Consider the following 23,617-nt stretch of genomic DNA (forward strand, 5'->3'; position numbering starts at 1 on the left):
CGGTGCCCCGGCCCGGAGCCGGGCCGGGCCGGGCGGCCCGCGCGCTCCGGCTGATCTGCGGCCGGGTGCGGCGCCGCCGGGTTAGTTGGTTGCTGCCCCGGATCGTGTTCTGCCTGGTGCTCGATGCCGTCACCCACTGCGGCCATGCCTATGCCCTTCCGCCGGTCCCCGCCGGGAGGTACGTACCCGCCGGCCCATCGGATCACTCCGCGCCGACCACGCCGCTCCGCTACGTCGCGTCAGTGAATCTTGGACAGTTTCCGTTAGGGCCGAACGGAAACTGTCCAAGATTCACCGTCACGCGGGCCGACAATGCTGTTCGGCCAAGCTGCGCCCGTGGATGTGAGGGGTCGGCCGGTCACTCGGCGGGGCTGGGTACGCCGCTAGCCGGCACCCAACTCCAGGTGGCGGCCAGGTCAGTGAGCGATGGCCGGGTACGCCGCTGGCCGGCACCCAGCTTGGATCGCTGCCAGGTCAATGAGCCGGGGGTTAGTACGCCGCTGGCCGGCACCCGACTCCGGGTGGCGGCCAGGTCAATGAGCGGGGGTTGGGTATGCCGCTGGCCGGCACCCAGCTTGGATGGCGGCCAGGTCAGCGGGCGGGGGCTGGATATGCCGATGGCCGGCACCCGGGTTCGGGTGCCGGCCAGTCGGTCGGGTCGTGCGGTGGGTCAGCTGTTCCAGTACTGGCCAACCAGGTCGGCGGCCTGCTGCTCCCACTGGGCGTAGGCGTCCGGGTAGGCGGAGACCTGCACGGTCTGCGCGGCCTCGGTCAGCGGCATGTCCTGCCACCCGTCAACCTGACGCAGCCCCTTGAGGAACGCGGTCGTGGAGTACTCCGGGTCGGTGATCTGCTCCGGCGTGCCCCAACCACTGGACGGACGCTGCTGGAACAGACCCAGCGAATCATGATCGTTCATGTCGCCGAGGTGGCCGAGGTTCTCCAGCTTCGACTCCTGCAGGCTCGTCGCGATCGAGATGACCGCGGCCCGCTCGGGCAGGCCCGCCTTCTTCGTCGCGGCGATGATCGCCTTGGCGTTGGCCGTCTGCTCGTCATTCAGGTCGATGTGCGACTGGGCACCCTGGGTGCCGTGCGGGATCAGCTTGCTCGTGTCGGGCTTGTCGGCCTGCACCACGGCCACCGGACGGGCGTCCGTGCTCGGGGTGGCGACATGGGCGATCGGGCCGGCGAAGACACCACCGGCGAACGCGAGACCAGCAACGGACAGCATGCTCTTACGGAAGATCGTGTTCATGGGGGTAGCTCCTTCGGGGGTAGGAACACCACACGCCACCACCGGGGAGACGGTGACGCGGATGTGAGCACCTCGTCGGGCGCTGCAAAAAGCAGGGGAAAGTTTCGGGTCGGCACCCTGCGGGGCGAGGCCCTCGCGGTGCCGGGGCGGCGGCCGACGGGCGAGGGGGTCGCTCGTGGCGCCGGGACCGTGTGTAACGACCGCCGGTCCGGGGTCATTCCCGGGCCCTCAGCGGGACCTGGCAGCGGACCCGGGGGCGGGCCCACGGTCGGTCGGGGGTCTGCAACGACCCGACCCGGCCGCCCATTCCCCCACCGGTTGGGCGGGGCACGGTGGCCGTGGTCCTGCGATCGTCAGGGTATGTAACGGCCCCCGGCCCGCCACGATTCCGGCCCAGGGATGCACCCGCTCACACCCCATCGGGCCTCGCAACCGGACAGCACGCCCCAGACCAACCGCATCCGAGGGCCGGAGCGAGCCGTCGGGTGACGATCCACCCGGAATGTCCGATACCGGATGGTGCGAGCGATCGGGACATCCCGGCCTCCCCGATCCGGCTTGATCTTTAGGAAAGGGATGCAGAGGTAGCGCAGGACAGCGGGGATACGGCGGCTGTAGCCGGTCGTGTGGGCGAGGCCGAGCTTGTCGCAGATGGCGTTGACGTGCTTCCCCACGGCGCTCTGCGACACGTGCGACCGCTGGGCGACAGCGGCGTTGGTGTGCCCGTGGGTCATTTCGTGCAGGACGTCCCGTTCGTGCGGGGTGAGTCGGCCGAACGGGTCGGGTCGCTCCGATCCGGCCGCCACCTGGCTAACCACCTCCGGGTTGAGCGCGGGGCCCCGGGCGGCGACCCGGTCGAGGCGTCGAGGGAGTCATCCACCTGGGCGACCGATTCCTTCGGGACGGTCCGCGCGCAGCCGGGCGGCGTAGCGCCGCTGGACGTACTGGGAGAGCACGAGGACGCCGGTGTCGGGCCAGCGCTCGCGGATCTCCAGCGCGGCACGCAACCCATCGTCGATGTGGGTGGGCTGCGGCAGCCGAGCCCACCACGGGCGGGTCCGCCGCTCCCCTGTCACCGTCTCGCGTCCCCACCTAAGACGTCTGACAAGGCGGCGGGCTAGCGCTCGTCCGAGGCCCAGGAGCCGCCCCGGTAGAGGGTGCCCCGACCGCCCGGGTCCGGCATCCCCGACGGCGGCGCACCATGCCGAGAAGGACCCGAGTCAGACCAGGGGCGGTCGGCCGACTCGGGGTTTCGCGCGGCGCGGCGGGCCCGCACCACCCGGGAGCCGACGAACCAGGCGACGGCCGCGACGCACGCGACGATCACGACGTTCTGGAGTGTGCCGACGTAGCCCTCGACGAGGTGCCAGTTGTCGCCGAGCAGGTATCCGGCGAGCACGAAGGTGGTGTTCCAGATCAGGCTGCCCAGCGTCGTGTAGAGCAGGAAGATCCGCACCGGCATCCGCTCCACCCCGGCCGGGATGGAGATCAGGCTCCGGAAGATCGGGATCATCCGGCCGAAGAACACCGCCTTCACGCCGTGCCGGAGAAACCACGCCTCGGTCCGGTCCACGTCGCTGAGCTTCACCAGCGGCAGTCGGGCGACGATGGCGCGCATCCGCTCCCGGCCCAGGGACGCGCCGATCAGGTAGAGCGCCAGCGCGCCCAGCACCGAGCCCAGCGTGGTCCAGAAGATCGCGCCGAGCAGGCTCATCCGCCCCTGCGCGGCCACGAAGCCGGCCAGCGGCAGGATGACCTCGCTGGGGATCGGCGGGAACAGGTTCTCCAGCGCCACCGCCAGACCGGCGCCCGGCCCGCCGAGCCGTTCCACCAGATCGCTGACGTAGCCGACGATTCCGCCCTCGGGCGGTTCGGCCGCGGCGGCGGGGGTTCCGGTGGCGAGCACGGCGTGCGACGTTCGAATCATGTCCCCACGCTACGAACCGATCCTGAGAATCGACCATGAGGCGGACCATCCGACCCCGCGGGTCGCCCCCACCGGCGGGCGTGCGGAAAACCGCACCCCGTTGCGGCTCGCGGTGGCGCAGCCGCCGTGCGTACCCCTGGATGTCGCACAGAACGCGCGGGCGCACGCCGACGCGGTCCGCGCGGCGCGCGCCCGGGTGGTGGTCTTCCCGGAGCTGTCCCTGACGGGGTACGAGTTGCAGGGCCCGGTCGTGTCGGTGGACGACCCCCGGTTGGCGCCGCTGGTCGACGCGTGCGCCGAGGCGGGCACGCTGGCGCTGGCCGGTGCGCCGGTGGCCGGTGACCACATCGGGGTGCTGGCGGTGACCGGCGACGGGGTGACCGTGGCGTACCGGAAGATGTGGCTCGGCGGCGCGGAGGCGCAGCGGTTCCGGCCGGGCGGCACACCAAGGGTGCTCGATGTGGACGGGTGGCGGATCGGGCTGGCGGTCTGCAAGGACACCGGCGTCGCCGCGCACGCGCAGCGCACGGCCGCGCTCGGCATTGACGTGTACGCGGCGGGGGTGCTGGAGTTGGCGCGCGACGCCGGCGTTCCGGACGAGCGGGCCCAGCGGATCGCCACGACACACCGGGTCTGGGTGGCGGTGGCGAGCTTCGCCGGGTCCACCGGCGGCGGCTACACCGAGGCGGCGGGCCGGTCGGCCATCTGGACGCTGCGGGGTGAGGTGACCGCCCGGGTGGGCACGGCACCGGGCGAGTGGACCGCCACGACCCTCCACTGAGGGTGCCGCCGGAGTCGACGACCGGGCCGAGGGCCCCCGACGAGGGACCGGTTGTCGTACCGCTGCGGCAGGATCGGGGCCATGAGTGCGATCCCCTCTCGGCTGTCCGTGGTCACTCTGGGCGTACGCGACATGGGTTCGCTGCGGTCGTTCTACCGCTCCCTGGGCTGGCCGGAGCTGTCGGCGAGCGACGACGGCTGGTCGGCGTTCCTGCTCGGTGGCGTTCTGCTCGCGCTCTATCCGCTGCCGGATCTGGCCGCCGAGGCGGCACCCGGCGTCGCCGGTCCGGCCGGCGGCTGGTCCGGCGTGACCCTCGCCTGCAACGTCGATGACCGCGCCGAGGTCGACACGGCCTTCGCGGCGGCCGTCGCGATGGGGGCGACGGTGGTGGCGGAGCCGACCGACCGCCCGTGGGGTGGCCGCTCGGCCTACATAGCCGACCCGGAGGGCAACCGCTGGGAGATCGCCTGGGCGGGCACCGCCGTCTTCGACGAACGCGGTGCCCTCGTCTCCTTCGGCTCGTGAGTGCCGAAGTTGCTCACAGGTGACCGCCCTTGAGATGCTTCGGTCCATGACCATCTTCCCGCCGACGTTCGCCGAAGATGTCGTGAATCAGCCGGCCCAGGCACAGGTCGAGGCGTTCATCGACGAACACCGCGGAGCGCTCAACGGCGCCCTGGACGGGCTGACCGAGGAGCAGGCGCGTCGCTCTTTGGTGCCATCGCGGACGACGCTGCTGGGTCTGGTGAAGCACGCGACCTTCGTCGAGAAGGTCTGGTTCGACGAGGCCGTCACGTGCCGGTCGCGCGCCGAGATCGGGATCCCGGCGACGCCGGACGAGTCGTTCATCCTCGATGACGGCGACACGATCGCCGCCGTCCAGCAGGCCCACCGCGAGGCGTGCGAGGCGTCGCGCCGCGCGACGGCGTCACTGGGTCTGGACGACCTGCTGCGCGGCAACCGGCGCGGTCCGCTGCCGCTGAACTGGGTGTACCTGCACGTGCTGCGCGAGCTGGCTCAGCACTGCGGGCACGCGGAGATCCTGCGCGAGCAGATCCTCAGCGAGTAAGGCGCCGGCGCGGCGTTACTGGATCACGCTCTGGCCGACCGGGGCGGTGTCACCGAAGCGGCGCAGGGTCCAGCGGGCCGGCGGCCAGCCGCCGGTGTCCTGGTCGGTGACCCACTCGGTGATTGAGGCCGGCGGCACGTCCAGGTCGAACGCCCGGAAGATCGGCTGCGCGGCGAGCGCGTGGAAGGCGCCCTCGACGGTCTCGCTGTGGCCGACCAGGACCACGGTGCCGCCCCGGTGCCGGTGCGCGATCTCCATGATGGCGCGGCTGACGCGCACCACCAGTTCGGCCCAGCTCTCGTTGCCGTCCTCGAACGGCCGGAACACTCCCCCACCGGGCACCGCGTGTTCGGTACGGAAGCGGGTGACCGGCAGCCCGTCCGCGTACGGCGGGGTGTGCCAGGTGCACAGGCCGCAGTCGGCCAGCGGGCGGACGCCGAACGCCGCGGCGATGGGCTGCGCGGTCTCGACGGTGCGGCGCAGCACGGACGAGTAGACCGCCAGCGGCCCCTCGACGGCGTAGTCGTCGACGAGCCGCTGGGCCAGCCGGTGTGCCTGGTCGTGGCCGAGCGGCGTCAGCCCGCGGCATCCGTGCGGGCCGCCCACGATCCCATCGACCTGGTGGACCGACTCGCCGTGCCGCACGAAGATCAGCCGTGTTCGCATCGGCCCATCATGCCAGCGACGTACGCGGATGGATCAGCCGTCCGTACGAGATGACGGCCGTCAGCCGGCGTCCAGCACCTCGCGCAGCCGTGCGGCGAACTCTTCGGGCTTGCCCGCATAGCCGAACTCGCCTCCGAGGAAGCCGCCGTGGTGACTCGGGAACACCACGGCCTCCTGGCCGAGCAGCGCCGCCGTGCCGAGGGCCGTACGGTCGGTGTACGTGCCCGCCGACTCCTCGCCGACCGCGATCACGATCCGGGTCGGGGACGCCGTGAGCACGCTCGCGTCGGGTTGGTAGTCGGTGATCGCCCACGAGCTCTTCGACAGCAGCGGATCGTCGCGGCTGCCGTCGTCGTCGGTCGGCATGCCGACCATCGCGGGGTCGGGCGCGGGCTGGGCGAAGTAGGCGTCGGTGAACTCGCCCTGCCACGACGTCATCGCGATGAACGCGGCCATGCCGGCGCCGAATCCCTTCGCCTGGTACGCCTCGTAGAAGGCGGCCTGAGCGCGCTCGGCTGCCGTGACGTCCGGGAGCACCGCGTTGATCGGCGGCTCGTGGGCCACCAGCGTGACGACGTCGCCGGGATGGGCCGCGACGAGTTCGAGTGCGGTCACCGCACCGCCGCTGCTGGCGAACACGTCCACCGGGCCGGCGTCGAGCGCCTCGATGAGCAGGTGCAGGTCGGCCGCCTGCTGCTGTGGCGTGTGGTCGGACCGGCCGTCGGTGCGGACGCTGCGGCCGAGGCCGCGCGGGTCGTAGGTCACGACGGTGCGGTCGGTGAAGTGCGCGGCGAGCGCGTCGAAGCCCTCCGCTGTCATCGGCTGGCCGATCATGAGCAGCGCGGGACGCCCGCCGCCCGGGGGTAGGGGGCCGCGGACGTCGTAGACCAGCTCGACGCCGGGCAAGGCGAGGGTGTGCGTCTGCTTCGTCGTCATGCCGGTGAGACTACGACAGATGCCCTCAGTCGGCGGTGCGCCCGGCGGGCAGCCCGCGGGCCTGATTGAGCAGTTCGTCGAGGTGGGCGCCCGTCTGCCGCGACAGCCGGCCACGGTCCACCAGCTCGGCGATGGTGTTTCGCAGGTCGGCGATGCGCCGCTCGCGGTCCTTGGACCGTCGGTTCACGTCGGCGAGGTCGTCGCGAAGGTCCTCCGCGGTCTTGCGGTCGACATCTCCGCGGGCCACCGCCGCGGCGAGCACGTCGGTGAACTCGTCGCTGACCTGGCGGAAGCTGACCGGCACCTGCTGACCGACGGTCGAGGGCGCGGCGCTGGCGGTCGGCGGCGACGGAGACGCCGATGCCGGCGGCCTCGGTGCCTGCGTACTGGGCGCGGGTGTCGGGGCGGAGGTCGACGGCGGGGCCGCGACCTGCCCGGACCCGGTTGTGTCGGGTGCGCCGAGGCCCTGGGTGAGCAGCGCGCCGAGGCCGACCAGCACGGCGAGACCGGCCGTGACGAGGAGGGCCAGGGGTTGGCGCGATCGGCGGCGGGCCGGCACGGCCGCGACCGGCACGGGACGCGCGGCCGAGCGGTCGATCAGGGTCGGCGGGTGGGCCGCCGAGGCGGGCGCCACGATGCGCAGCAGCTCGGTGGGGGGCTCGACCGGTTGACCGGCGCCGAACCGGCGGGCCAGCTGCGCGGCGCTCGGCCGGCGGGCCGGGTCGGCGGCGAGGCAGGCGAGGGTCAGCTCGGCGATGTCGGCGGGCAGGCCGTCCACCCGCAGCGGCGGCACCGGTGTGCCCCGCCGGTGCACCTCGAGGGCGTCCTCCCAGCTCTGCACGGGCAGGGGCGCCTGGCCGGTGAGCGTGCGGTAGAGCAGCGCGCCGAGGGCGTACACGTCGCTGGCCGGGTCGGGCGGACCGGCGGCGAGGCGCTCGGGGGCGAAGTACGCGGGTGTGCCCATCAGCGGCTCGCCAGACTGGCTGTCGAGCCCGCCGAGCGCGGCGATGCCGAAGTCGAGGACCTTGGCGCCGGTGTCGGTGAGCATGACGTTGCCCGGCTTGACGTCGCGGTGCACCACGCCGATGCGGTGCGCGGCGGCCAGCGCGGCGGCGATGTGCCCGGCCACGCGGACCGCCTCCGGCCAGGGCAGGGGGCCGTTGCGCAGCCGGTCGGCCAGGTTGTGGCCCTCGACCAGCTCCATCACCAGGTACGGGACGACGACGCCGCCGGTCAGGGTCGCCTCGGCGTAGTCGTACACCTGGGTGACGTGTGGGTGGGTGAGCCGGGCGGCCGCGCGGGCCTCGCGCTGGATGGTGGCCCGCAGTTGCGGGTCGGCGGCGAGCTGCCCGGCGAGCACCTTGATCGCGACGGGCCGGCCGAGCACCTCGTCGTCGGCCCGCCACACTTCGGACATGCCACCGAGCCCGATCCGCTCGTGCAGGACGTAGCGGTCGTGGAGGCGGAGGGTGGGCGTGAAGGGTGACATGGCTTCACCAGTCTGCCTGGCGAGTGCCCCTTCGACCACTCTGCGTGTCCGGCCCGGCACCGCTCGTCCCATGCGTGCCCAAATGGGTCAGGAGCAGCGGGTCACCGTCGGCATCGGTCGGGGCTGGATCCGGTCGGCGAGCCGGCGCAGGGCGACGGCGGTCACCTGTCGGGTCGGGGCGAGCAGCGCCCGGCGGGGTCGCTCGGCCTGGACCGGGGCGTCCGGTCGGGCCGAGTTGACGTGTCGGTTCATCGCGTCGAGAGCGGTGACGTAGCCGGTCGGGAATTCCATGGTCAACTCCTCGGGACAGGTCCGGTGGAGGCCCGGACGACGAGTGCGGTGGGCAGCAGCACCTGACCGGCTGCGGCGTCCGCGGGTGGGTCGAGCAGCAGTTCGGCGGCGATCCGGCCCTTCTCCTCGGCGGGTTGCCGGACGGTGGTGAGGCCGGCCGACGCGGCCTCGGGAATGTCGTCGAAGCCGGTCACCGAGACCGGCGGGTTGGTGCCGCCCGGCCGCTGGGCCAGCGCGTCGAGCACACCGAGGGCGAGGACGTCGGAGCCGGCCAGCACGGCGGTCGGCGGTGCGGGCCCGTCGAACAGGCCGGCGACGGCGGCGGCCGCGGCCTGGCGGCTGTTGCCCAGGGCGTTGACCAGCGTCAGCTCCGCCCAGCCGACGCCGACCTCGGCGAACGCGTCGGCGAAGCCGGCAAGCCGGCCGCGGGTGGTCGGGTGCCACGCCTCGTGCACCCCGGACAGGGTGACGGGGCCGGCCGGCGCGTCGGGCAGCACGGCGTCGGCGAGCAGGGCCACCCGGCGGTGACCGAGGCCGGCCACGTGCGCGGCGACGCTGCGAGCCGCGGCCCGCTCGTCGATGCCGACGAACCGCTCGTCCGCGCCGGCGTCGTCGTGCGACGCCGTGCTGACGTACGGCAGCCCGCGCGCCCGGATCACGTCCAACGCCCACTCCTCGTCGGCGACGCAGTAGACGCAGAAGCCGTCGACGGCGGCGTTCTCCACCGCCCGGCGGGCGTCGGTCTGCGCCGGTGGGAGCGGCACCAGCAGGCTGCTGGTGCCGTGTCGCTCGGCGGCGCCGCTCACCCCGGTGAGGAAGCGGATCGCGAAGGGGTCGGTGAAGGCGTACGACAGCTGCGACGTGAACAGGACCCCGATCGAGCCGACGAAGCCGCGGCGCAGGGAGCGGGCGGTGGGATTGGGCCCCGGGTAGCCGAGTTGACGGGCGGCGTCGAGGATCCGCTCGCGCAGTGCCGTGGAGAGCTGGTCGGGGCGGCTGTAGGCGTTGGACACGGTGCTGCGGGAGACGCCGACGGCGTCCGCCACGGCTTGCAGTGTTGGCTTCACCCGGCACCTCTCTGTATCGATTCAGACTGGATCGATACAGAGATTAGCCCGACACGTCGGCAGCGGTCAATACCAACCCGCGAGCCCCTCAGGGAACCAGCACCACGCGGCCCCGCAGACCACCGGTAGCCAGCCGCTCGTGCGCCGTCGCCACCTCGTCCAGTGGAAGGCGGTGCGCAAGCCGCAGAGTGAGGCGTCCACTGTCGACCAGCGCGGACAGCTCGGCGAGCCTGGCGCCGTCGGCGCAGACCTCCTGCACCACGACCCGCGTCGCCCGCAACGGCGGTGGCGCGAACGGCGCCACCAGCGCGACGAAGACTCCCCCGCCGCGCAACGCCTCGTGCGCGGTCACGCCCACGACCGCGGCGTCGACCACCGCGTCGACCCCACCCGGGACCACCGAGCGCACCGCGGCGCCGAGCCGGTCGGTACGCGCCACGAACCAGTCCGCGCCCAACCCGCGTACCAGCTCCTCGTCCCGCGCGTCGGCGACCGCGACGGTCCGGATGCCGCGCGCCGACGCCAGCTCCAGCAGCAGCCCACCCACGCCGCCGGCCGCGCCGGTGACCAGCAGCGTCCGTCCGCTCTCCAAGCCGGTCAGCGCGAGTGAGCGGGCCGCGGTGAGACCGATCAGCGGCAGCGTCGCCGCAACCTCGGGAGCGACGGTACGCGGCGCCGGCGCGACCGCGTCCTCGTCCAGCACGACCCACTCAGCCTGAGCGCCGGGCGCGGTTAGCACGTCGCGCAACCCGATCACCGTCGCGCCCACACCGAGCCGTCGTACGCCAGCGCCGACCGCGTCCACCTCGCCCGCCACATCCCAGCCCAACGGAACGACGGAAAGTGGCGGCAGCAGACCCGCCGCGCTCAATGCGCCGCTGCGTGTGGACAGGTCGATCCGGTTGACCGCGGCGGCGGCCACCCGTACCCGAACCTGCCCGGTCCCTGGCTCCGGCCGGGGCAGGTCGGCGATCTCCAGAACCTCGGGGCCGCCGAACCGGCGGACGATGACAGCTCTCATGCCGACGACGCTAGGAGCGATACCCTGCGGCGAGAAGGAGGCACCTTCGGGTGCCCTGGGCACCCGGGAGGTACGCGATGGCCACCAGGACGGCCGCGGAACGCCGCGAGCAGGAACGTAGCCGCTACAACGTGTTCCTCGCCGGATGCCCCGGCCACGAGCTGCTGGCGACGCTCAGCGACAAGTGGCTGACGCTGGTGGTGAGCGCGCTGGCCGACGGGCCGCTGCGGCACAGCGAGCTGGCCCGCACACTTGCCGGGGCGAGCCAGAAGATGCTCACCCAGACACTGCGCAAACTGGAACGCGACGGCCTGGTCAGCCGGTCGGTGACCGCGAGCGTGCCGGCCCGGGTCGACTACCGGCTGACGCCGCTGGGCGAGAGCCTGCTGCCGGTCCAGCGCGCCATCAAGGCGTGGGCCGAGACGCACATCGCCGAGGTGCACGAGGCCCGGGACCGGTACGACGCGACAAGCGCCTGACCCCACCAGGTTTGGACGCCCCCCGGCCGGGTCGTCACTGCGGGTACATCTCCTCCAGAAGCCGGCCCAGGATCTCCGGCGTACGCTCCGGCGGCTCGGCCTCGACGCACAGCCGCTCCATGGCCACGGCGTAATAGTCGAGGTCCTCGCGCTTGTCGAGGTAGATGGCGCTGGTGAGCTGTTCGATGTAGACGATGTCGGGCAGCTCCTGGTCGCCGAAGCGCAGGATGGTGAAGGCGCCACCGGCCGCCGCGTGGCCCCCGGCGGCGAACGGGATGACCTGGAGCCGGATGGTGGGCGACTTGGTGGCCTCAATGAGCGCGACGAGCTGCTCACGCATCACCTCGGCACCGCCGATCGGACGGCGCAGCGCCGCCTCGTCCACGACGGCCCAGAGCTGCGGCGGGTTGTCCCGGTGCAGTAGTTGCTGGCGCTGCATCCGCAACTCCACGCGGCGATCGATCTCGGCGGCGCCGGCCCCGCCGTGCCCGAGCAGCACGACCGCGCGAGCGTACTCCCGGGTCTGCAACAGGCCGGGGACGAACTGCACCTCGTAGCTGCGGATCAGCGCGGCCGCCGCCTCCAGGCCCAGGTACGACTGGAACCAGCTGGGCAGCACGTCCCCGTAGCGGTGCCACCAGCCGGGGCTGTTGGCGTCCCGGGCGAGCTTCAGCAGTGCCGCGCGCTCGCCCTCGTCGCTGACGCCGTACAGGGTGAGCAGGTCGGACACGTCGCGCTCCTTGAAGCCGACCCGCCCCAGCTCCATCCGACTGATCTTCGACTCGGAGGAGCGGATCTCCCACCCGGCGCCCTCCCGGGTCACCCCGCTGGACTCCCGCAGGCGGCGCAGTTGGGCGCCGAGCAGCATGCGCAGCACGGTCGGCCCGGTTGTCGGGCCGCCCTCGGCGGGAACCATCGTCACGTGCGGACCTCCGGATACCGACCACGCGGTCGGGCACCCAGCCCGGCCGACGTGTAAGCATGCCATGGACCGACAGTGAGGTGAACTCCTCCGGACCGGCTATTCAGTCCCGTCCCCGGGACGGCCTTCGACGACCGGTCAGTTGATCAGGTGATCGAAGTCGCCGTCGCGTGCGCCGAGCACGAACGCGGCGATCTCGTCCACTGTGTAGATCAGCGCGGGTCCCTCCGGATGGCGCGAGTTGCGAACGGCGATGCCGGCTCCCCCGGGCAGTTCGGCGAGTTCGACGCAGTTGCCGCTCGGGTTGCTGCGGCGGCTCTTCTGCCAGCTCAGCGGGGGCAACTGAGTAATCGGAACGCCATTGGGTGGCTGTTGCATGAGAGGCGTCTTTCTGCTCACGAGCCCGCCGGTGCCCGTGGGAGGAGCGGTGACGGCGAGGGTGCGGTATCGACAGTGGACGGTTATGCACGTGCATCTGCTATTGCATCTGCACCGGACGGCGAGCATGATAACGCACGTGATCGGTGCTTATCCGTTCACTTTGCGTTACCCCGACTGGGGCAACCACCAGGGAAAACTGCCCGACGCGGCACCGCGCCGCGAGACCGAAGGCTGGAGGCGGTCGCGGCGATGGGAGGTCTCGTGCCGGATCCGATGAGCGTCGCCTCCGGCATCTGTGCGGCGGGAGCATTGCTCTCCTCCTGGCAAATGCGCCGACGGGCCCTGCGGGCCGAGGCCGAGATCGGGCACCTCCAGGCCGAGTTGGCCGCCGAACGGCACGCCGCCAGCCACGACCCGCTCACCGGGCTGCCCAACCGACGCGCCTTCTACCGCCTCGCGGCCGCGCTGCTCACCAACGCCGACGGCCAGCCGCTGATCGCCATCGTGCTCGACCTCGACGACTTCAAGCAGATCAACGACCGGTACGGGCACGCCGCCGGCGACCAGGTGCTGATCAGCGTGGCCGAACGGCTGGCCGGTTTCGCCGGGGACAACCTCGTCGCCCGCCTCGGCGGCGACGAGTTCGCGGGCCTGCTCGCCAGCCCGACAGTCGACCGGCGCTGGATCGAGCACGCCACCCGACGTCTCAGCGAGACTGTCGCCGCGCCCATCCGGCTCAGTGGGTGCAGCGTCCGGGTCACCGCCTCGGTCGGGCTCGCCCCGGTGACCGGTCCGGCCCAGCTCACCGACGCGCTCAGCCGCGCCGACGCGGCCATGTACCAGGCGAAGAGCCTCGCCGGCCCGCGGTCGCCCCGCCAACTCGTCGACAGCGTCCGCCTCGCGGAGGGGTGACCGGTCAGGTGGCGGGGCCGCCTCAGGTGGCGGGTCCGCCTCAGGTGGCGGGTCCGCCTCAGGTGGCGGGGCCGCCTCAGGTGGCGGGGCCGCCTCAGGTGGCGGGTTCACCGAACCACCGGGGCAGCTGACCCACCAGGTCGGTCTGATCGTCGCCGGCCCAGGCCACGTGGCCGTCCGGCCTCAACAGCACCGCGGGTACGTCCAGTTCCGCACTGACGTCGACGACGTGGTCGACCCGGTCGGCCCACCCGGCGACCGAGAGCCGGCCGGTCTGATCGAGCAGCAGCCCACGACCGCCGTGCAGCAGGTCGTAGAGCCGTCCCCGCGTCAGCCGCACGTCCCGCAGGTGCCGACCGAGCAGCTCGTGGCCCGCGCCGAAGTCGTAGCGGACCCCCAGGCCGGTGACCTTCTCGATCAGGTACCGGTTGACGTCCTCGAAGTCCATCAGTTCCGACAGCAGGTGACGGACTGCCTGCTGCCCCGGCTCGGGGGACAGCAGGAACATCTGCGCGCGGGTGTTGATGAGCACGTCGGCGGCCACCGGGTGCCGCTCGGCGTGGTAGCTGTCCAGCAGCCCGTCGGGCGCCGAGCCGTTGACCGCGGCGGCCAGCTTCCAACCGAGGTTCACCGCGTCCTGAATGCCGAGGTTGAGCCCTTGCCCGCCGGTGGGCGGGTGAATGTGCGCCGCGTCTCCGGCCAGCAGCACCCGACCGACCCGGTAGCGCTCGGCCAACCGGGTGGCGTCGCCGAAGCGGGAGAGCCAGCGCGGGGAGTGCACGCCGAAGTCGGTGCCCGCGTACGCCCGCAGTTGCTGTTGGAACTCCTCGATGGTCGGCGGGACGGAGCGATCCTCGGTCACCCCCGCGGCGGGCACGAGAACCCGGTACACGCCGTCCCCGAGCGGCCCGAGGCCGAACCGCAGGTGCGTCTTGCGGACCTCGGCCACCACGTCGGCGACCGTCTGCGCCGGTACGCCCACCTCCATCTCGCCCAGCAGCGACTCGACCCGGCTGGGTTCACCCGGAAAGCCGACCCCGAGCAGCCGACGGACCGTGCTCCGGCCGCCGTCGCAGCCGACGAGGTAGCGCGACCGCAGCGGCGTACCGTCGGCCAGCTCCACCGTCACCCCGTTGTCGTCCTGGCTCAGCCCGACCAGTTCGCAGCCGCGGCGGACCTCGACGCCGACCTCGACGGCGTGCTCCGCGAGCAGCCGGTCGGTGGTGGTCTGCGGAATACCGAGGACGTACGCGTGGGCACTGTCGAGACCGCCCGGCGACGGCTTGGGAATCGCGGCGAAGTAGCCACCGAGCGGATGCCGCGTGCCCAGGGCGAGGAAACGCTCCAGCAGACCGCGCTGGTCCAGCACCTCGATGCTGCGCGCGTGCAGACCCAGCGAACGGACGTAGCGGGTCGGCTCGGCGTCCTTCTCCAGCACGAGAACGTGCACACCGTGCAGTCGCAACTCGCTGGCCAGCATCAGACCGGTCGGCCCGCCGCCGGCAATGATGACATCGATCACGAGATCCCCCGATTTTCCCAGTTTTGGGCTTCGGGTGGAGATTCTGCGGCAGCACCCGGGTCTTGCCGCAAGACCCCCGGTGCGATATATGTTGGAGGTGGCAGGGAGCGCGACTTCCCTGCCGTTTTTGTTTCCCTCGCGCGCCCTCCGCGTTAGCGCATTGTGGACAGGTGGCGCTCCAGTGCGGCGTACGACTCGGCTACCCCCTGCGCCATCCCGGACCCGGCCATGCCGTCGCGCTGCTCGGTGGTGTCGAAGCGGGTGGTGCCGGTGAGCACCGTGCGGCCGTCCTGCTCGGTGAAGACCAGCGTCTCCACCGCCACCTGGCCGGGCATGCCCTCGAACTCGAACGTCTGCACGATCCGCTCCGGCGCGACGATCTCCTGGAACTCGCCCCGGAAGGCGTACTCGTTGCCGTCCGGGGCGTGCTCGACGAAGCGGTAGCGACCGCCCTCGCGGAAGTCGATCTCGACGTCCAGCGGATTGCCCCGGCCCCACCAGTGCCTGAGGTGTTCGGCCTGGGTGTGTGCGGCGAAGACGAGGTCGCGCGGGGCGTCGAACGACCGGGTCATCGTGATGTCCCGGTCGGAGGACACGTCGATCGTCAGGTCACGGGTTTCGGTCACGGCTGGTCTCCTTCAGGTCGCGTAGGTAGTCGTCCAGGGCGTCGTGGCGCTCGTCCCAGAGCCGGCGGTACTGGTCGACCCACTCGGCGAGGGTGCGCAGCGGCGCCGGGTCGAGCCGGCAGCGCCGCCACTGCGCCTCGCGGGTCCGCACGATCAGCCCGGCACGCTCCAGCACGGTGAGGTGCTTGGAGATCGCCTGGAGGCTGATCGGGAACGGCTCCGCCAGTTCGTTCACCGTCGCCTCGCCGGTCGCCAGTCGGGCCAGGATGGCGCGGCGGGTCGGGTCGGCGAGCGCGGCGAACACGGCACTGACCGGATCTGCTGTCATGTCGCTTTCAACCACCTAGATGATTAACCGATGAGTTGAATCTACAGCTCATCCGCTGTCTGTCAACCCGTTCCGGAGATGACGCGGCGCCGCCCTGGTGAGTCACCCCGGAGACCGGGTATGGGGAACCCGGCCGTCCCGTCGCCGAGAGGAACCCGTCGTGGTGAGCATTCGCGCCCTCGTCCTCAACTGCACGCTCAAGCCGTCGCCAACCCCGTCCAGCTCCGACCAGTTGGGTCGCGAGGTGGTGGCGGAACTCGCCCGCCAAGGCGTGGACGGCGAGATCGTGCGGGTGGTCGACCACGGCGTGCGCTTCGGGGTGTCGACGGACGAGGGCGACGGCGACGGCTGGCCCGCGATCCGCGCCAAGCTGCTCGCGGCCCAGATACTCATCATCGCCACGCCGATCTGGCTGGGCCAGCCCGCCAGCGTCACCAAGATGGTCCTCGAACGCCTGGACGCCGAACTGTCCGAGACCGACGACGAGGGACGGCTGCTCACCTACGGCAAGGTGGCCGGCGTCGCGGTCGTCGGCAACGAGGACGGCGCGCACCACACCATCGCCGAAATCCAGGGCGCGCTCAGCGAGGTCGGCTTCACCCTGGCGGCGGCCGGCGCGACCTACTGGGTCGGCGAGGCACTGCACAAGGTGGACTACCGCGACGCCGGCCCCAAGCCGGACACCACCGGCCGCACCACCAAGGCCCTCGCGCTCAACAGCGCGCACCTGGCCCGGCTGCTCGCCGAGCAGCCGTACCCGCCGCCGGAGGCGCAGGGCGCCGCGGTCGGCCCGAGCCGCGAGCCGGCCTGACGGGCCGTCCGGCCCCGGGCGTGCCAGGGGGTACGGTCAGCGCCAGCCGTAGCCGGCGCGCAGCGCCTGCCCGACCCGGTCGAACCGGGGCCGGTCCAGCACGGCGCCCTCGCGGCGGATGCTGTCCTCGCGCATGGTGAGCACGCGGTCCAGCCGGACCCAGCTCGGCCGCTTGTCGCGGTCCCACTCGCCGGGGCCGAGCGCGAACCAGTGCCGCTGACCGTCCCGCTCGCTCTGGCTGGACAGCATCAGCCCGAACAGCGTCCGGCTGTGCCGTCCGACCACCAGCACCGGGCGGTCCTTGCCCTGGCGGGGGTCGTCCTCGTACGGCACCCAGGTCCAGACGATCTCGCCGGGGTCGGCCTGGCCGTCGACCTCCGGCGCGTAGCTCAGCTCGCGCCGCTGCAACGCGCTCACCTGGCGAGGGCGGGCCACCCGCGCCGGAGCCGGCCCGGTACGCCGGGGCGACGGGATGACCGCGCCCACCCGGGAGATGCGTTGCGCCACGTTCCTCAAGAGACCAGCCACGGCGGGCAGCCTACCGGCCCCGGCGCGGCCCGCCGGAGTCGACGCACTGCGGCAGACTGGCCCGATGGACGAACTGCCCGACGACCTGCCGATCCTCGAGCGGCGCGCGGTGCGCGTGGTCGTCTCCGACGACACCGAACGGGTACTGCTGTTCCACACCCGTGACCCGGACCATCCCCGGCTGGGCACCTGGTGGGAGTTGCCTGGCGGCGGTATGGACCGCGGTGAGACGTACCGGGACACGGCCGTGCGGGAGCTGCGCGAGGAGACCGGCATCGTGATCACCGCCGACCAGGTGGGCGCACCGACCTGGCGGCGACGGGCGAGCTTCCTGCACCGCCAGCTGCGCCACGTCCAGGACGAGGTGATCGTCGCCGTACGGCTGAACGGGCCCGGGCCGGACGTGGACGAGGCGGACCGGCTCGACTACGAGCGTGAGGACTACTTCGGCTTCCGGTGGTGGCCGCTGCCGGAGGTGGTGGCCAGCGAGGAGCGGTTCTATCCCGGCCAGCTCCCCCGGCTGATCACGCCCTTCCTGGCCGGCGAGCAGATCGACGAACCGTTCGAGCTGTGGTCGTGAGCAGGGCCGGCGGAGATGCCGGACCCCGGTACGACGGGCAGAGTGGGGACATGACGACGGACCTGCACGAGCCGCTTTCCGCGTACGCCGAGCGGCTGCACGCCACGATCGGCGACCGGCATCACGTCGCCTCCCCGCTCGGGGCCTGGCTGCTGCTCGCCCTCAGCGCGGCCACGGCTGACACCGACCCGGCGACCGGGCAGCTGGCGGACGCCCTGGGCACGGACCTGGCCCGCGCGGCGGATGTTGCCCGCGCCCTGCTGGACGCGCCGCATCCGCTGGTCGCCTCCGCCACCGCGCTCTGGCTCCGACCGGGTCGGCTCACCGACGAGCCGGCCGGGTGGCGGGCCGCGCTGCCGGCGGCGACCGAGGTCGGCACGCTGCCCGACCAGGCCGGGTTGGACGCGTGGGCACGCGAGCACACCCACGGCCTGATCGAGACGTTCCCCCTGAAGGTCCACCCAGACGTCGTCTTCGCCCTGGCCAGCGCGCTGGCCACCCGGATCTCCTGGGCCCAGCCGTTCGAGGTCACCGACGCCCGCGCGCTCGGCCCGGCCAGCGCCTGGGCGCGCGACCTACGGCGAGCGCTGCGCAGCCCGGACCACGGGCACCAGGGGGCCATCGTGACGACCGACCGGGCCGGTGACGTCATCATGCACGCTGCCCAGGCCCAGGCAACCGACGGCGCGGGGCTGGTGGTGCTCTCGGTGGCCGCCGCACCGCACGTGCCGTCGACCGATGTGCTCGCCGCCGCGTACGACCTCAGTGCCGGCGCGGCCGACGGCGCGCAACCGCCCGGACGGCGCTCGCTGTTCGACCTGCCGCTCGGCGAAGCTCCGCTGTGGACGCTGCGCGAGGAGCGGGTCCGGACCCGCTCCCGCGACGGCCGCGAGGAACGACACAGCGCGGTGCTCCCCTGCTGGTCGGCCCACAGCGAGCACGACCTGACCGCCGAGGCCCTGGGCTTCCCGGCGGCCACGGCGGCGCTGGCCGAGGCACTCGCCCAGCCGGTGCAGGGCTTCGAGGCGCGGCAGGTGGCGATGGCCCGGTACGGCCGGTACGGCTTCGAGGCGGCGGCGGTCACCGGGATGTTCGGCACCGTCAGCCTGCCGCCGGAGGGCGTCGCCCGCACCGCCGAGCTGCGCTTCGGCCACCCGTACGCCGTGGTGGCCGTCGCCACCGACACCAGGGCCGATGGTGCCACCGGGCCGTGGCACGGGGTGCCGGTCTTCTCGGCGTGGGTCACCGAGCCGGACGACCTGCCCGACGCCGACGCCTAGTCGCCCGTCGCGGGCTTGATCGACCCCCACATCAGCGATATCGGGGTATCCCGGTGGCCGAGCAGTTGGCACCCGCTGGATGGCGGCAGCACCGCCTGGTGCCCCACGACGAGGTGGCCTTCATCCGCGCACCCTCTACGGAGGTCGTCTTTCATTTGAGCGTGAACCTCGCCGGCGACGGCGGCATCTCGCTCACCCCAGCCCTTGGCGTCGAGCATGCTGGCATTGCTGACCTTCAGCGAAGACTTTTCCGGCGCACCAGCACGGTCTGCCAGGTCGGCGCGACCATGGGCGATCTGCTCCGGGAGGCAGCGACGCCAAACATCACCCCCCTTCGGTGGTGGGTCGCGTCGCCGGAGCGGGCCGAGGAGGCCGTTGCCCAGGTGGTCGCCGATCTAACGACTTACGGTGAGCCCTTCCTCGTCGGCAACCAGACGTTGTCGGCGATGATCGAGACACTCGTCGGCCGACCGAAGTCACAGGTCGAGTACGGCACTCTGGCTGTCTGCCTGGCGGTATCGGGCGACCTGCCCGGTGCTCGCGCAATGCTGACGAAGTTTGACACCGAACCCCGGGTTTTCGTGGGAGAGGTGACCCAGAGGTTCATTCGCACCTTCAGGGAGCGATTCGGCGAATGACAGAGCGCCCGCGACGATCCACTCCGCTTCCTGGAAATCGCGGTATCCCCGGGCCGGGATGCCCCGACTTGCTGGAAGTCGGGTGGATCTCGGCAGCCCAGAGCGCCGACGGGGGCGTATGCGAGGGTCAGCGGGTGAACGGGTCGGGCAGAACGGGCGGATCGGTCGCGGCGCCGCCATCGTCGTCGCGGGGCAGTCGCGCGACCATCTCCCGGAACTCCCGTACGGTCACCGCCTCCCGCAGGGTCGCGAAGACGGCTCCGGTACCGGCCCGTGCCGTGGCGGGGTCCACCCCGGCGCGCTGGGCCACCCGGCGCAGGAACTCCGCTGGGCCGGCGTCCATTGGTGGCGGCGTCGCGACAGGCCCGCCGACGTCGAGGCCCACACCGGTCTCGAGCCCGTCAACGCCGCTGTTCGGGCCGGTAACCGAACCAGTCCCCAGGATCGAGGGCGAGCCAGCCAGGTCCACTGGCGAGCCAGCCGGGTCCGCAGGCAGACCCGCCACATCCGCAGACGGGCTCGACAGGTCCCCGGGCGGGATCGGCGACGCGCCGTCCAGGTAGTCGTCGACCTCGTCGGGAAGGTGTCCGGTGAGATCATCCGGCGGGCGGCCGGTGACTCGTTCGGCCATCGTCGCAAGCACCGCGCGGGCGAGCGCGGCGGCCTGCTCGGTCGGCAGGCCGGACCGTCGGGAGACCGCGTCGATGAAATGCGGAAATCCGTCGCCGCCCGCGCTGTCGGTCACGCCGCGCGCTTACCCCGGGCCGCCGACGCCAAACGGCGCCGTCCGCAGCAGCGCAGCCACCAGCACGTCCGAGCAGCCGTCGGCACAACAGCGCAGCCGAACAGCTCGCCGGACCAGCCACCACCGCGCGCAATAAGACGTCCGTCAGCGCAGCAGGTCGGCGGCCAACAGGTGATCGAAGATGAGCTGGTCGACCGGGGAGGTGCGGTGCCGGTCGGCGTACCCGAGCCAGGCCATCTCGGCGATCTCACTGGCCGGCTGCAACCGCCCCTGGTATCCGGCCCGGTAGCAGGTCATTCGCACGGTGATCCCGGTCGCGTGCCCGTGCGCCTGCGCGCTGAACGTGCCCAGGTGCACCGCGCTTCGCACGTCGACCTCGACGCTCAGCTCCTCGTCGATCTCCCGGCGCAGGGTCTCCAGGTCGCTCTCCCCCGGCTCGCGCTTGCCGCCGGGCAGGTACCACACGTCCTTGCCCTGCGAACGGGTGCTCAGCACCCGTCCGTCCTCGATGAGGATCCAGGCCACCTTGTCGATCTCGCGCACGCGCGCCTCCCGCCCCGCTGAGAGCGGGCACGCTACCACCCGGCGCGGACCGCGAGACACTCAGTTGGCCAGCAGGTCGAGCAGCAGCGCGGCGGTCCAGCCGAACGCCGGTGAGCCCAGCCCGGCACCCGTGTCCGGGTGGAAGTACTCGTGGCAGCCCGCCCCGGCGACCAGGTCGATCATCGAGCGGCGCAGGCCGGCCGCGAGCTCCGGATGCCCGTGGGTCAGCAGGCCACGCCGCACCAGCCAGCCGATGTTCAGCCAGCTCGGCCCGCGCCAGTAGCGCACCGGTTCGAAGTCGGTCGCGGTGCGGTCGTAGGTCGGCAACGGCCGGTCCATCCACCGGGCCACCCCGAAGCGCGGCGACCGGGCCTCGACGACCAGCGCGTCGACCTGCCGGGCGGGCAGGCCGGGCAGGATCAGCGGCGCGAGCCCGAGCACGGTACGCGCGCCGACGAGCCGATCGGTGCGCAGGTCGCGGGGCTGGAACGTGCCGGTGCCCGGGTCGTACAGCCGGCGTACCAACGCCTCGGTGACGCGGTCCGCGCGGACCCGGTGCGGGGCCGGGTCCGCGCCGATCAGCGCGGCGATCTCGGCCAGCGCGTGCTCGGCGGCCCCGAACGCCGCGTTGAACAGCGGGCATTCCACCAGGAACGGATGGCCGTCGGCCAGGTCGCGGTCGGCGTAGCCGTGGTCGCGGTAGGCCGCGACGATCGCCAGGTAGCGCGCGTAGTCCAGGTCCGTGGGGCGGTGCGCGGCGTCGGCGTGCGCGGTGTCGTGCCGACGGTACGCGCGCATGACCGCCGCGTCGGCGTCGACCGCGGCCATCGGCTCGTCCCAGGCGGGGCTGTTGTCCAGACCGGACTCCCACGGGTGTACGACGCACACCAGGCCGTCGCCGGCGACGTCCCGCCGCGTCGCCAGGTACCGCTGCTGGGCGACCAGCGCCGGGTAGAGCCGGCCCAGCGCGGCCAGCCCGGCCGGATCGGGCGATCGCCGGTACGCCAGCAGCGCGGCGAGCGCGTGCACCGGCGGCTGGACCAGGCCGGAGGTGTCCATCGTCGGCGCGCCCTCGACGTCGGACGAGCGCCACAGCTCCGGCCCGGGGAAGTACGCGCCGACGCGCGGCGCCGGGTTGAAGACGATGTGCGGCACCCGCCCGTCGGCCCACTGCGCCCGGAACAGGCTCGTCAGCTCCTGCCAGGCCCGCTCGGGACGCACGTGGGCCAACCCGATCGCGATGAACGCGGAGTCCCAGCTCCACTGGTGCGGGTAGAGCGTGCGCGACGGGACGGTGTGGTCGTGCTCCCAGTTGGCGTCGAGGGTGGCGATGGCGAGCCGCCGCAGCCCGGCCAGATCGGTCGGACCACCGGTGCGGGTGGGGACAGCGCCGGCGGTCATGCGGCGGCCTGCCGGGGCAGCGCGTGCCGCAGCACCGCGGCGGCCTGTTGCAGGGCCCGGACCGGGTCGCCGCGCAGCCGGCACTCCAGGGCCAGCCAGCCGCGGTAGTCCAGCTCCAGCAGGGTCCGCACGAGCGCCGGCCAGTCCAGGTGCCCGGTGCCCGGCTGGTACCGGTTGGAGTCGCTGACCTGCACATGCCCGAGGTACGGCGCGGCGGCGCGCAGCGCCCGGTGCACGTCGTCCTCCTCGATGTTCATGTGAAAGGTGTCGGCGACCACCCGCACCGAGGGCAGCCCGAGCGCGGCGCAGAGGGCGACCGCCTCGTCGAGCCGGTTGACCATGTGGTCCTCGTACCGGTTGAGGGGTTCGAGGAAGAGGGTGACCCCCTCGGCGCGGGCGTGTTCGCCCAGCTCGCCGAGGGCGTCGAGGAGCACCTGGCGGTCGCCGGCCGGCGGGCGTGGCGGCTCGAACGGCGGCAGCCGCCGGGAGAACATGCCCCACGCGGCCGGGGTCATCGCCCCGACGCCGCCCAGCTCGGCGATGACCGAGAGCTGGGAGCGCAGGTTGCGCACGGCGTCGGCGGACCGGGCGGGGTCGAAGTCGCCGATGAAGTGGTCCATCTCGACGCAGACGGTGGGCATCACCACCCCGGCGGCGCGGGCCCGGCGCAGCTCGGGCAGTCGGTCGGCGAACGCGAGGTCACCGCGTCCGCGCAGCTCGATGCCCTGGTAGCCGAGCGCGGTGGCGAGGGCGTACTTCTGGATCAGGTTGGTGCCCGGCAGGAGCTGTTCCTGGCAGGCCAGCGCGATGGTGGTCATCTAGAACCTCAACACCACTTGGAGGACGTCACCGGCGCCGCGGTCGAGCAGCGCGAGGGCGTCGGCGACCGCGCTGGCGTCGACGATGTGGCTGACCAGCGGCAACGGGTCGACGCTGCGCTCAGCCACCAGGTCCATGAAGGTCTGCGCGACCCGGTCTCCGGTCCACCGGCCGGCCATGCCCGGCGCGGGGGTGGGCCCGGAGACCTGGGCGGCCACCAACTGGATGCGGTTGTGGTGGAACTCCTCGCCGAGGCCGAGCGCGTCGGCCTGGCCCTGGTAGAAGCCGGCGGCCACCACCCGGCCGGCGTGTGCGGTGGAGCGGATCGCCTCGTGCAGCGCCGGGTACGCCCCGGACAGCTCCAGGCAGACGTCCGCGCCCCGGCCGTCGGTGGCCGCGCGCAGCACGGCGGCGGCGGACTGGGTTGCGACATCCACTGTGGACCGCGCGCCGTAGCGGGTGGCGAACGCCAGCCGGCCGGGCACCTGGTCGACGGCGACCACCCGGGCGCCGGACAGCACTGCGTACCTGACCGTCGTCGACGCGGTCCTGGCCGGGCTGGTGTCCGCGCTCGCCACCGACCCGCGGCTGGGTGTGCCG

General features: G+C 72.7%; 30 protein-coding genes. 9 read left to right on the forward strand and 21 right to left on the reverse strand.

Features of this window, described 5'->3' with window-relative positions:
• Positions 1-670 precede the first annotated feature (670 nt).
• The 4 genes from AB0J68_RS05840 to AB0J68_RS05855 all read right to left on the reverse strand — a co-directional run bounded on the left by AB0J68_RS05840 (position 671) and on the right by AB0J68_RS05855 (position 3,182).
• Complete coding sequence (locus AB0J68_RS05840) at positions 671-1,255, reverse strand: hypothetical protein (protein WP_355136803.1); 585 nt, start codon at positions 1,253-1,255, stop codon at positions 671-673.
• Between the two features lie 353 nt (positions 1,256-1,608).
• The gene (locus tag AB0J68_RS05845; RefSeq protein WP_363936466.1) at positions 1,609-2,073 is read right to left on the reverse strand and encodes a LuxR C-terminal-related transcriptional regulator; all 465 of its coding nucleotides are present in this window, start codon (positions 2,071-2,073) and stop codon (positions 1,609-1,611) included.
• 54 nt (positions 2,074-2,127) lie between these two features.
• Entirely contained in the window at positions 2,128-2,331 is a 204-nt protein-coding gene (locus AB0J68_RS05850; protein ID WP_355136801.1) for a hypothetical protein, read from the reverse strand.
• A gap of 41 nt (positions 2,332-2,372) precedes the next feature.
• Positions 2,373-3,182: a DedA family protein gene (locus tag AB0J68_RS05855; protein WP_363936469.1), complete on the reverse strand. Its 810-nt coding sequence runs from the start codon at positions 3,180-3,182 to the stop codon at positions 2,373-2,375.
• Between the two features lie 100 nt (positions 3,183-3,282).
• On the opposite strand from AB0J68_RS05855, the gene AB0J68_RS05860 reads away from it, so the two are divergent.
• The 3 genes from AB0J68_RS05860 (at position 3,283) to AB0J68_RS05870 (ending at position 5,032) form a co-directional block, all read left to right on the forward strand.
• On the forward strand, positions 3,283-3,963 hold the full coding sequence (locus tag AB0J68_RS05860; protein ID WP_363936506.1) for a carbon-nitrogen hydrolase family protein: 681 nt from the start codon (positions 3,283-3,285) through the stop codon (positions 3,961-3,963).
• Positions 3,964-4,044: 81 nt separating this feature from the next.
• Positions 4,045-4,488 (forward strand): VOC family protein, encoded by a 444-nt coding sequence (locus AB0J68_RS05865; protein WP_354859981.1) that lies wholly within the window; start codon positions 4,045-4,047, stop codon positions 4,486-4,488.
• Positions 4,489-4,534: 46 nt separating this feature from the next.
• Positions 4,535-5,032 carry a DinB family protein gene (locus AB0J68_RS05870; RefSeq protein WP_355067378.1) on the forward strand — a complete coding sequence of 166 codons (498 nt, stop codon included), beginning with the start codon at positions 4,535-4,537 and terminating at the stop codon, positions 5,030-5,032.
• Between the two features lie 15 nt (positions 5,033-5,047).
• Here the strand turns inward: AB0J68_RS05870 and AB0J68_RS05875 are convergent, their stop codons facing one another.
• From AB0J68_RS05875 to AB0J68_RS05900, 6 genes are all read right to left on the reverse strand, one after another.
• Positions 5,048-5,698 (reverse strand): histidine phosphatase family protein, encoded by a 651-nt coding sequence (locus tag AB0J68_RS05875; RefSeq protein WP_354859985.1) that lies wholly within the window; start codon positions 5,696-5,698, stop codon positions 5,048-5,050.
• Positions 5,699-5,758: 60 nt separating this feature from the next.
• A complete protein-coding gene (locus AB0J68_RS05880) occupies positions 5,759-6,634 on the reverse strand; it encodes an alpha/beta hydrolase (RefSeq protein WP_355136793.1) in 876 nt (291 codons plus the stop codon).
• A gap of 25 nt (positions 6,635-6,659) precedes the next feature.
• Positions 6,660-8,123, reverse strand: a complete 1,464-nt coding sequence (locus AB0J68_RS05885; RefSeq protein WP_363936475.1) for a protein kinase — start codon at positions 8,121-8,123, stop codon at positions 6,660-6,662.
• An 87-nt stretch (positions 8,124-8,210) separates the two neighbouring features.
• Positions 8,211-8,414, reverse strand: a complete 204-nt coding sequence (locus tag AB0J68_RS05890) for a hypothetical protein (RefSeq protein WP_354859992.1) — start codon at positions 8,412-8,414, stop codon at positions 8,211-8,213.
• A gap of 2 nt (positions 8,415-8,416) precedes the next feature.
• The gene (locus AB0J68_RS05895; protein WP_363936479.1) at positions 8,417-9,481 is read right to left on the reverse strand and encodes a LacI family DNA-binding transcriptional regulator; all 1,065 of its coding nucleotides are present in this window, start codon (positions 9,479-9,481) and stop codon (positions 8,417-8,419) included.
• An 88-nt stretch (positions 9,482-9,569) separates the two neighbouring features.
• On the reverse strand, positions 9,570-10,502 hold the full coding sequence (locus AB0J68_RS05900) for an NADP-dependent oxidoreductase (RefSeq protein ID WP_354859997.1): 933 nt from the start codon (positions 10,500-10,502) through the stop codon (positions 9,570-9,572).
• A 77-nt stretch (positions 10,503-10,579) separates the two neighbouring features.
• Between AB0J68_RS05900 and AB0J68_RS05905 the strand changes: the two genes are divergently transcribed.
• A complete protein-coding gene (locus AB0J68_RS05905; RefSeq protein WP_354859999.1) occupies positions 10,580-10,981 on the forward strand; it encodes a helix-turn-helix domain-containing protein in 402 nt (133 codons plus the stop codon).
• A gap of 34 nt (positions 10,982-11,015) precedes the next feature.
• Here AB0J68_RS05905 and AB0J68_RS05910 read toward each other — a convergent pair whose 3' ends face one another.
• Together AB0J68_RS05910 and AB0J68_RS05915 are read right to left on the reverse strand one after the other, a co-directional pair.
• Positions 11,016-11,903: a helix-turn-helix transcriptional regulator gene (locus AB0J68_RS05910; RefSeq protein ID WP_354860002.1), complete on the reverse strand. Its 888-nt coding sequence runs from the start codon at positions 11,901-11,903 to the stop codon at positions 11,016-11,018.
• A 138-nt stretch (positions 11,904-12,041) separates the two neighbouring features.
• A complete protein-coding gene (locus tag AB0J68_RS05915; protein WP_234588179.1) occupies positions 12,042-12,281 on the reverse strand; it encodes a DUF397 domain-containing protein in 240 nt (79 codons plus the stop codon).
• A 264-nt stretch (positions 12,282-12,545) separates the two neighbouring features.
• On the opposite strand from AB0J68_RS05915, the gene AB0J68_RS05920 reads away from it, so the two are divergent.
• Positions 12,546-13,196 (forward strand): GGDEF domain-containing protein, encoded by a 651-nt coding sequence (locus AB0J68_RS05920; protein ID WP_354860005.1) that lies wholly within the window; start codon positions 12,546-12,548, stop codon positions 13,194-13,196.
• A 94-nt stretch (positions 13,197-13,290) separates the two neighbouring features.
• Here AB0J68_RS05920 and rox read toward each other — a convergent pair whose 3' ends face one another.
• The 3 genes from rox to AB0J68_RS05935 form a co-directional block, all read right to left on the reverse strand.
• A complete protein-coding gene (gene rox, locus AB0J68_RS05925) occupies positions 13,291-14,718 on the reverse strand; it encodes a rifampin monooxygenase (protein WP_363936483.1) in 1,428 nt (475 codons plus the stop codon).
• A gap of 152 nt (positions 14,719-14,870) precedes the next feature.
• Positions 14,871-15,344: an SRPBCC family protein gene (locus tag AB0J68_RS05930; RefSeq protein WP_363936486.1), complete on the reverse strand. Its 474-nt coding sequence runs from the start codon at positions 15,342-15,344 to the stop codon at positions 14,871-14,873.
• Positions 15,328-15,672, reverse strand: coding sequence for a metalloregulator ArsR/SmtB family transcription factor (locus tag AB0J68_RS05935; protein WP_355067387.1), 345 nt, complete (start codon positions 15,670-15,672; stop codon positions 15,328-15,330). Before AB0J68_RS05935 ends, AB0J68_RS05930 begins: the two co-directional genes overlap by 17 nt.
• A 160-nt stretch (positions 15,673-15,832) precedes the next feature.
• Here AB0J68_RS05935 and AB0J68_RS05940 point away from each other — a divergent pair, with 160 nt between their 5' ends.
• Positions 15,833-16,483, forward strand: a complete 651-nt coding sequence (locus AB0J68_RS05940) for an NAD(P)H-dependent oxidoreductase (RefSeq protein WP_363936489.1) — start codon at positions 15,833-15,835, stop codon at positions 16,481-16,483.
• Between the two features lie 36 nt (positions 16,484-16,519).
• Here AB0J68_RS05940 and AB0J68_RS05945 read toward each other — a convergent pair whose 3' ends face one another.
• On the reverse strand, positions 16,520-17,011 hold the full coding sequence (locus AB0J68_RS05945) for a type II toxin-antitoxin system PemK/MazF family toxin (RefSeq protein ID WP_354860017.1): 492 nt from the start codon (positions 17,009-17,011) through the stop codon (positions 16,520-16,522).
• 64 nt (positions 17,012-17,075) lie between these two features.
• On the opposite strand from AB0J68_RS05945, the gene AB0J68_RS05950 reads away from it, so the two are divergent.
• The 3 genes from AB0J68_RS05950 to AB0J68_RS05960 are packed head-to-tail and all read left to right on the forward strand — an operon-like array spanning position 17,076 to position 19,509.
• The gene (locus AB0J68_RS05950) at positions 17,076-17,591 is read left to right on the forward strand and encodes an NUDIX domain-containing protein (RefSeq protein ID WP_363936492.1); all 516 of its coding nucleotides are present in this window, start codon (positions 17,076-17,078) and stop codon (positions 17,589-17,591) included.
• A 50-nt stretch (positions 17,592-17,641) separates the two neighbouring features.
• Positions 17,642-18,871 carry a hypothetical protein gene (locus AB0J68_RS05955; RefSeq protein ID WP_363936494.1) on the forward strand — a complete coding sequence of 410 codons (1,230 nt, stop codon included), beginning with the start codon at positions 17,642-17,644 and terminating at the stop codon, positions 18,869-18,871.
• Between the two features lie 53 nt (positions 18,872-18,924).
• On the forward strand, positions 18,925-19,509 hold the full coding sequence (locus AB0J68_RS05960; protein WP_363936496.1) for a hypothetical protein: 585 nt from the start codon (positions 18,925-18,927) through the stop codon (positions 19,507-19,509).
• Between the two features lie 127 nt (positions 19,510-19,636).
• Here AB0J68_RS05960 and AB0J68_RS05965 read toward each other — a convergent pair whose 3' ends face one another.
• The 5 genes from AB0J68_RS05965 to AB0J68_RS05985 form a co-directional block, all read right to left on the reverse strand.
• On the reverse strand, positions 19,637-20,254 hold the full coding sequence (locus AB0J68_RS05965) for a DUF2267 domain-containing protein (RefSeq protein ID WP_355067399.1): 618 nt from the start codon (positions 20,252-20,254) through the stop codon (positions 19,637-19,639).
• 144 nt (positions 20,255-20,398) lie between these two features.
• Positions 20,399-20,797: an NUDIX domain-containing protein gene (locus AB0J68_RS05970; protein ID WP_363936499.1), complete on the reverse strand. Its 399-nt coding sequence runs from the start codon at positions 20,795-20,797 to the stop codon at positions 20,399-20,401.
• Positions 20,798-20,857: 60 nt separating this feature from the next.
• Positions 20,858-22,198: a hypothetical protein gene (locus tag AB0J68_RS05975; protein ID WP_363936502.1), complete on the reverse strand. Its 1,341-nt coding sequence runs from the start codon at positions 22,196-22,198 to the stop codon at positions 20,858-20,860.
• Positions 22,195-23,016 (reverse strand): sugar phosphate isomerase/epimerase family protein, encoded by an 822-nt coding sequence (locus AB0J68_RS05980; RefSeq protein ID WP_354860033.1) that lies wholly within the window; start codon positions 23,014-23,016, stop codon positions 22,195-22,197. Before AB0J68_RS05980 ends, AB0J68_RS05975 begins: the two co-directional genes overlap by 4 nt.
• On the reverse strand, positions 23,017-23,617 hold a 601-nt coding region (locus AB0J68_RS05985; RefSeq protein ID WP_363936504.1), incomplete at its 5' end, for a zinc-binding dehydrogenase.

Source organism: Micromonospora sp. NPDC049580 (genome assembly GCF_040675595.1).
Lineage (GTDB): Bacteria > Actinomycetota > Actinomycetes > Mycobacteriales > Micromonosporaceae > Micromonospora.

Excerpts from the sequence above, each read along its gene's own strand:
- AB0J68_RS05840 (WP_355136803.1), bottom strand. The coding sequence starts at position 1,255 with ATGAACACGATCTTCCGTAAGAGCATGCTGTCCGTTGCTGGTCTCGCG.
- AB0J68_RS05855 (WP_363936469.1), bottom strand. The coding sequence starts at position 3,182 with ATGATTCGAACGTCGCACGCCGTGCTCGCCACCGGAACCCCCGCCGCC.
- AB0J68_RS05865 (WP_354859981.1), top strand. The coding sequence starts at position 4,045 with ATGAGTGCGATCCCCTCTCGGCTGTCCGTGGTCACTCTGGGCGTACGC.
- AB0J68_RS05870 (WP_355067378.1), top strand. The coding sequence starts at position 4,535 with ATGACCATCTTCCCGCCGACGTTCGCCGAAGATGTCGTGAATCAGCCG.
- AB0J68_RS05875 (WP_354859985.1), bottom strand. The coding sequence starts at position 5,698 with ATGCGAACACGGCTGATCTTCGTGCGGCACGGCGAGTCGGTCCACCAG.
- AB0J68_RS05880 (WP_355136793.1), bottom strand. The coding sequence starts at position 6,634 with ATGACGACGAAGCAGACGCACACCCTCGCCTTGCCCGGCGTCGAGCTG.
- AB0J68_RS05885 (WP_363936475.1), bottom strand. The coding sequence starts at position 8,123 with ATGTCACCCTTCACGCCCACCCTCCGCCTCCACGACCGCTACGTCCTG.
- AB0J68_RS05890 (WP_354859992.1), bottom strand. The coding sequence starts at position 8,414 with ATGGAATTCCCGACCGGCTACGTCACCGCTCTCGACGCGATGAACCGA.
- AB0J68_RS05900 (WP_354859997.1), bottom strand. The coding sequence starts at position 10,502 with ATGAGAGCTGTCATCGTCCGCCGGTTCGGCGGCCCCGAGGTTCTGGAG.
- AB0J68_RS05905 (WP_354859999.1), top strand. The coding sequence starts at position 10,580 with ATGGCCACCAGGACGGCCGCGGAACGCCGCGAGCAGGAACGTAGCCGC.
- AB0J68_RS05915 (WP_234588179.1), bottom strand. The coding sequence starts at position 12,281 with ATGCAACAGCCACCCAATGGCGTTCCGATTACTCAGTTGCCCCCGCTG.
- AB0J68_RS05935 (WP_355067387.1), bottom strand. The coding sequence starts at position 15,672 with ATGACAGCAGATCCGGTCAGTGCCGTGTTCGCCGCGCTCGCCGACCCG.
- AB0J68_RS05950 (WP_363936492.1), top strand. The coding sequence starts at position 17,076 with ATGGACGAACTGCCCGACGACCTGCCGATCCTCGAGCGGCGCGCGGTG.
- AB0J68_RS05955 (WP_363936494.1), top strand. The coding sequence starts at position 17,642 with ATGACGACGGACCTGCACGAGCCGCTTTCCGCGTACGCCGAGCGGCTG.
- AB0J68_RS05975 (WP_363936502.1), bottom strand. The coding sequence starts at position 22,198 with ATGACCGCCGGCGCTGTCCCCACCCGCACCGGTGGTCCGACCGATCTG.
- AB0J68_RS05980 (WP_354860033.1), bottom strand. The coding sequence starts at position 23,016 with ATGACCACCATCGCGCTGGCCTGCCAGGAACAGCTCCTGCCGGGCACC.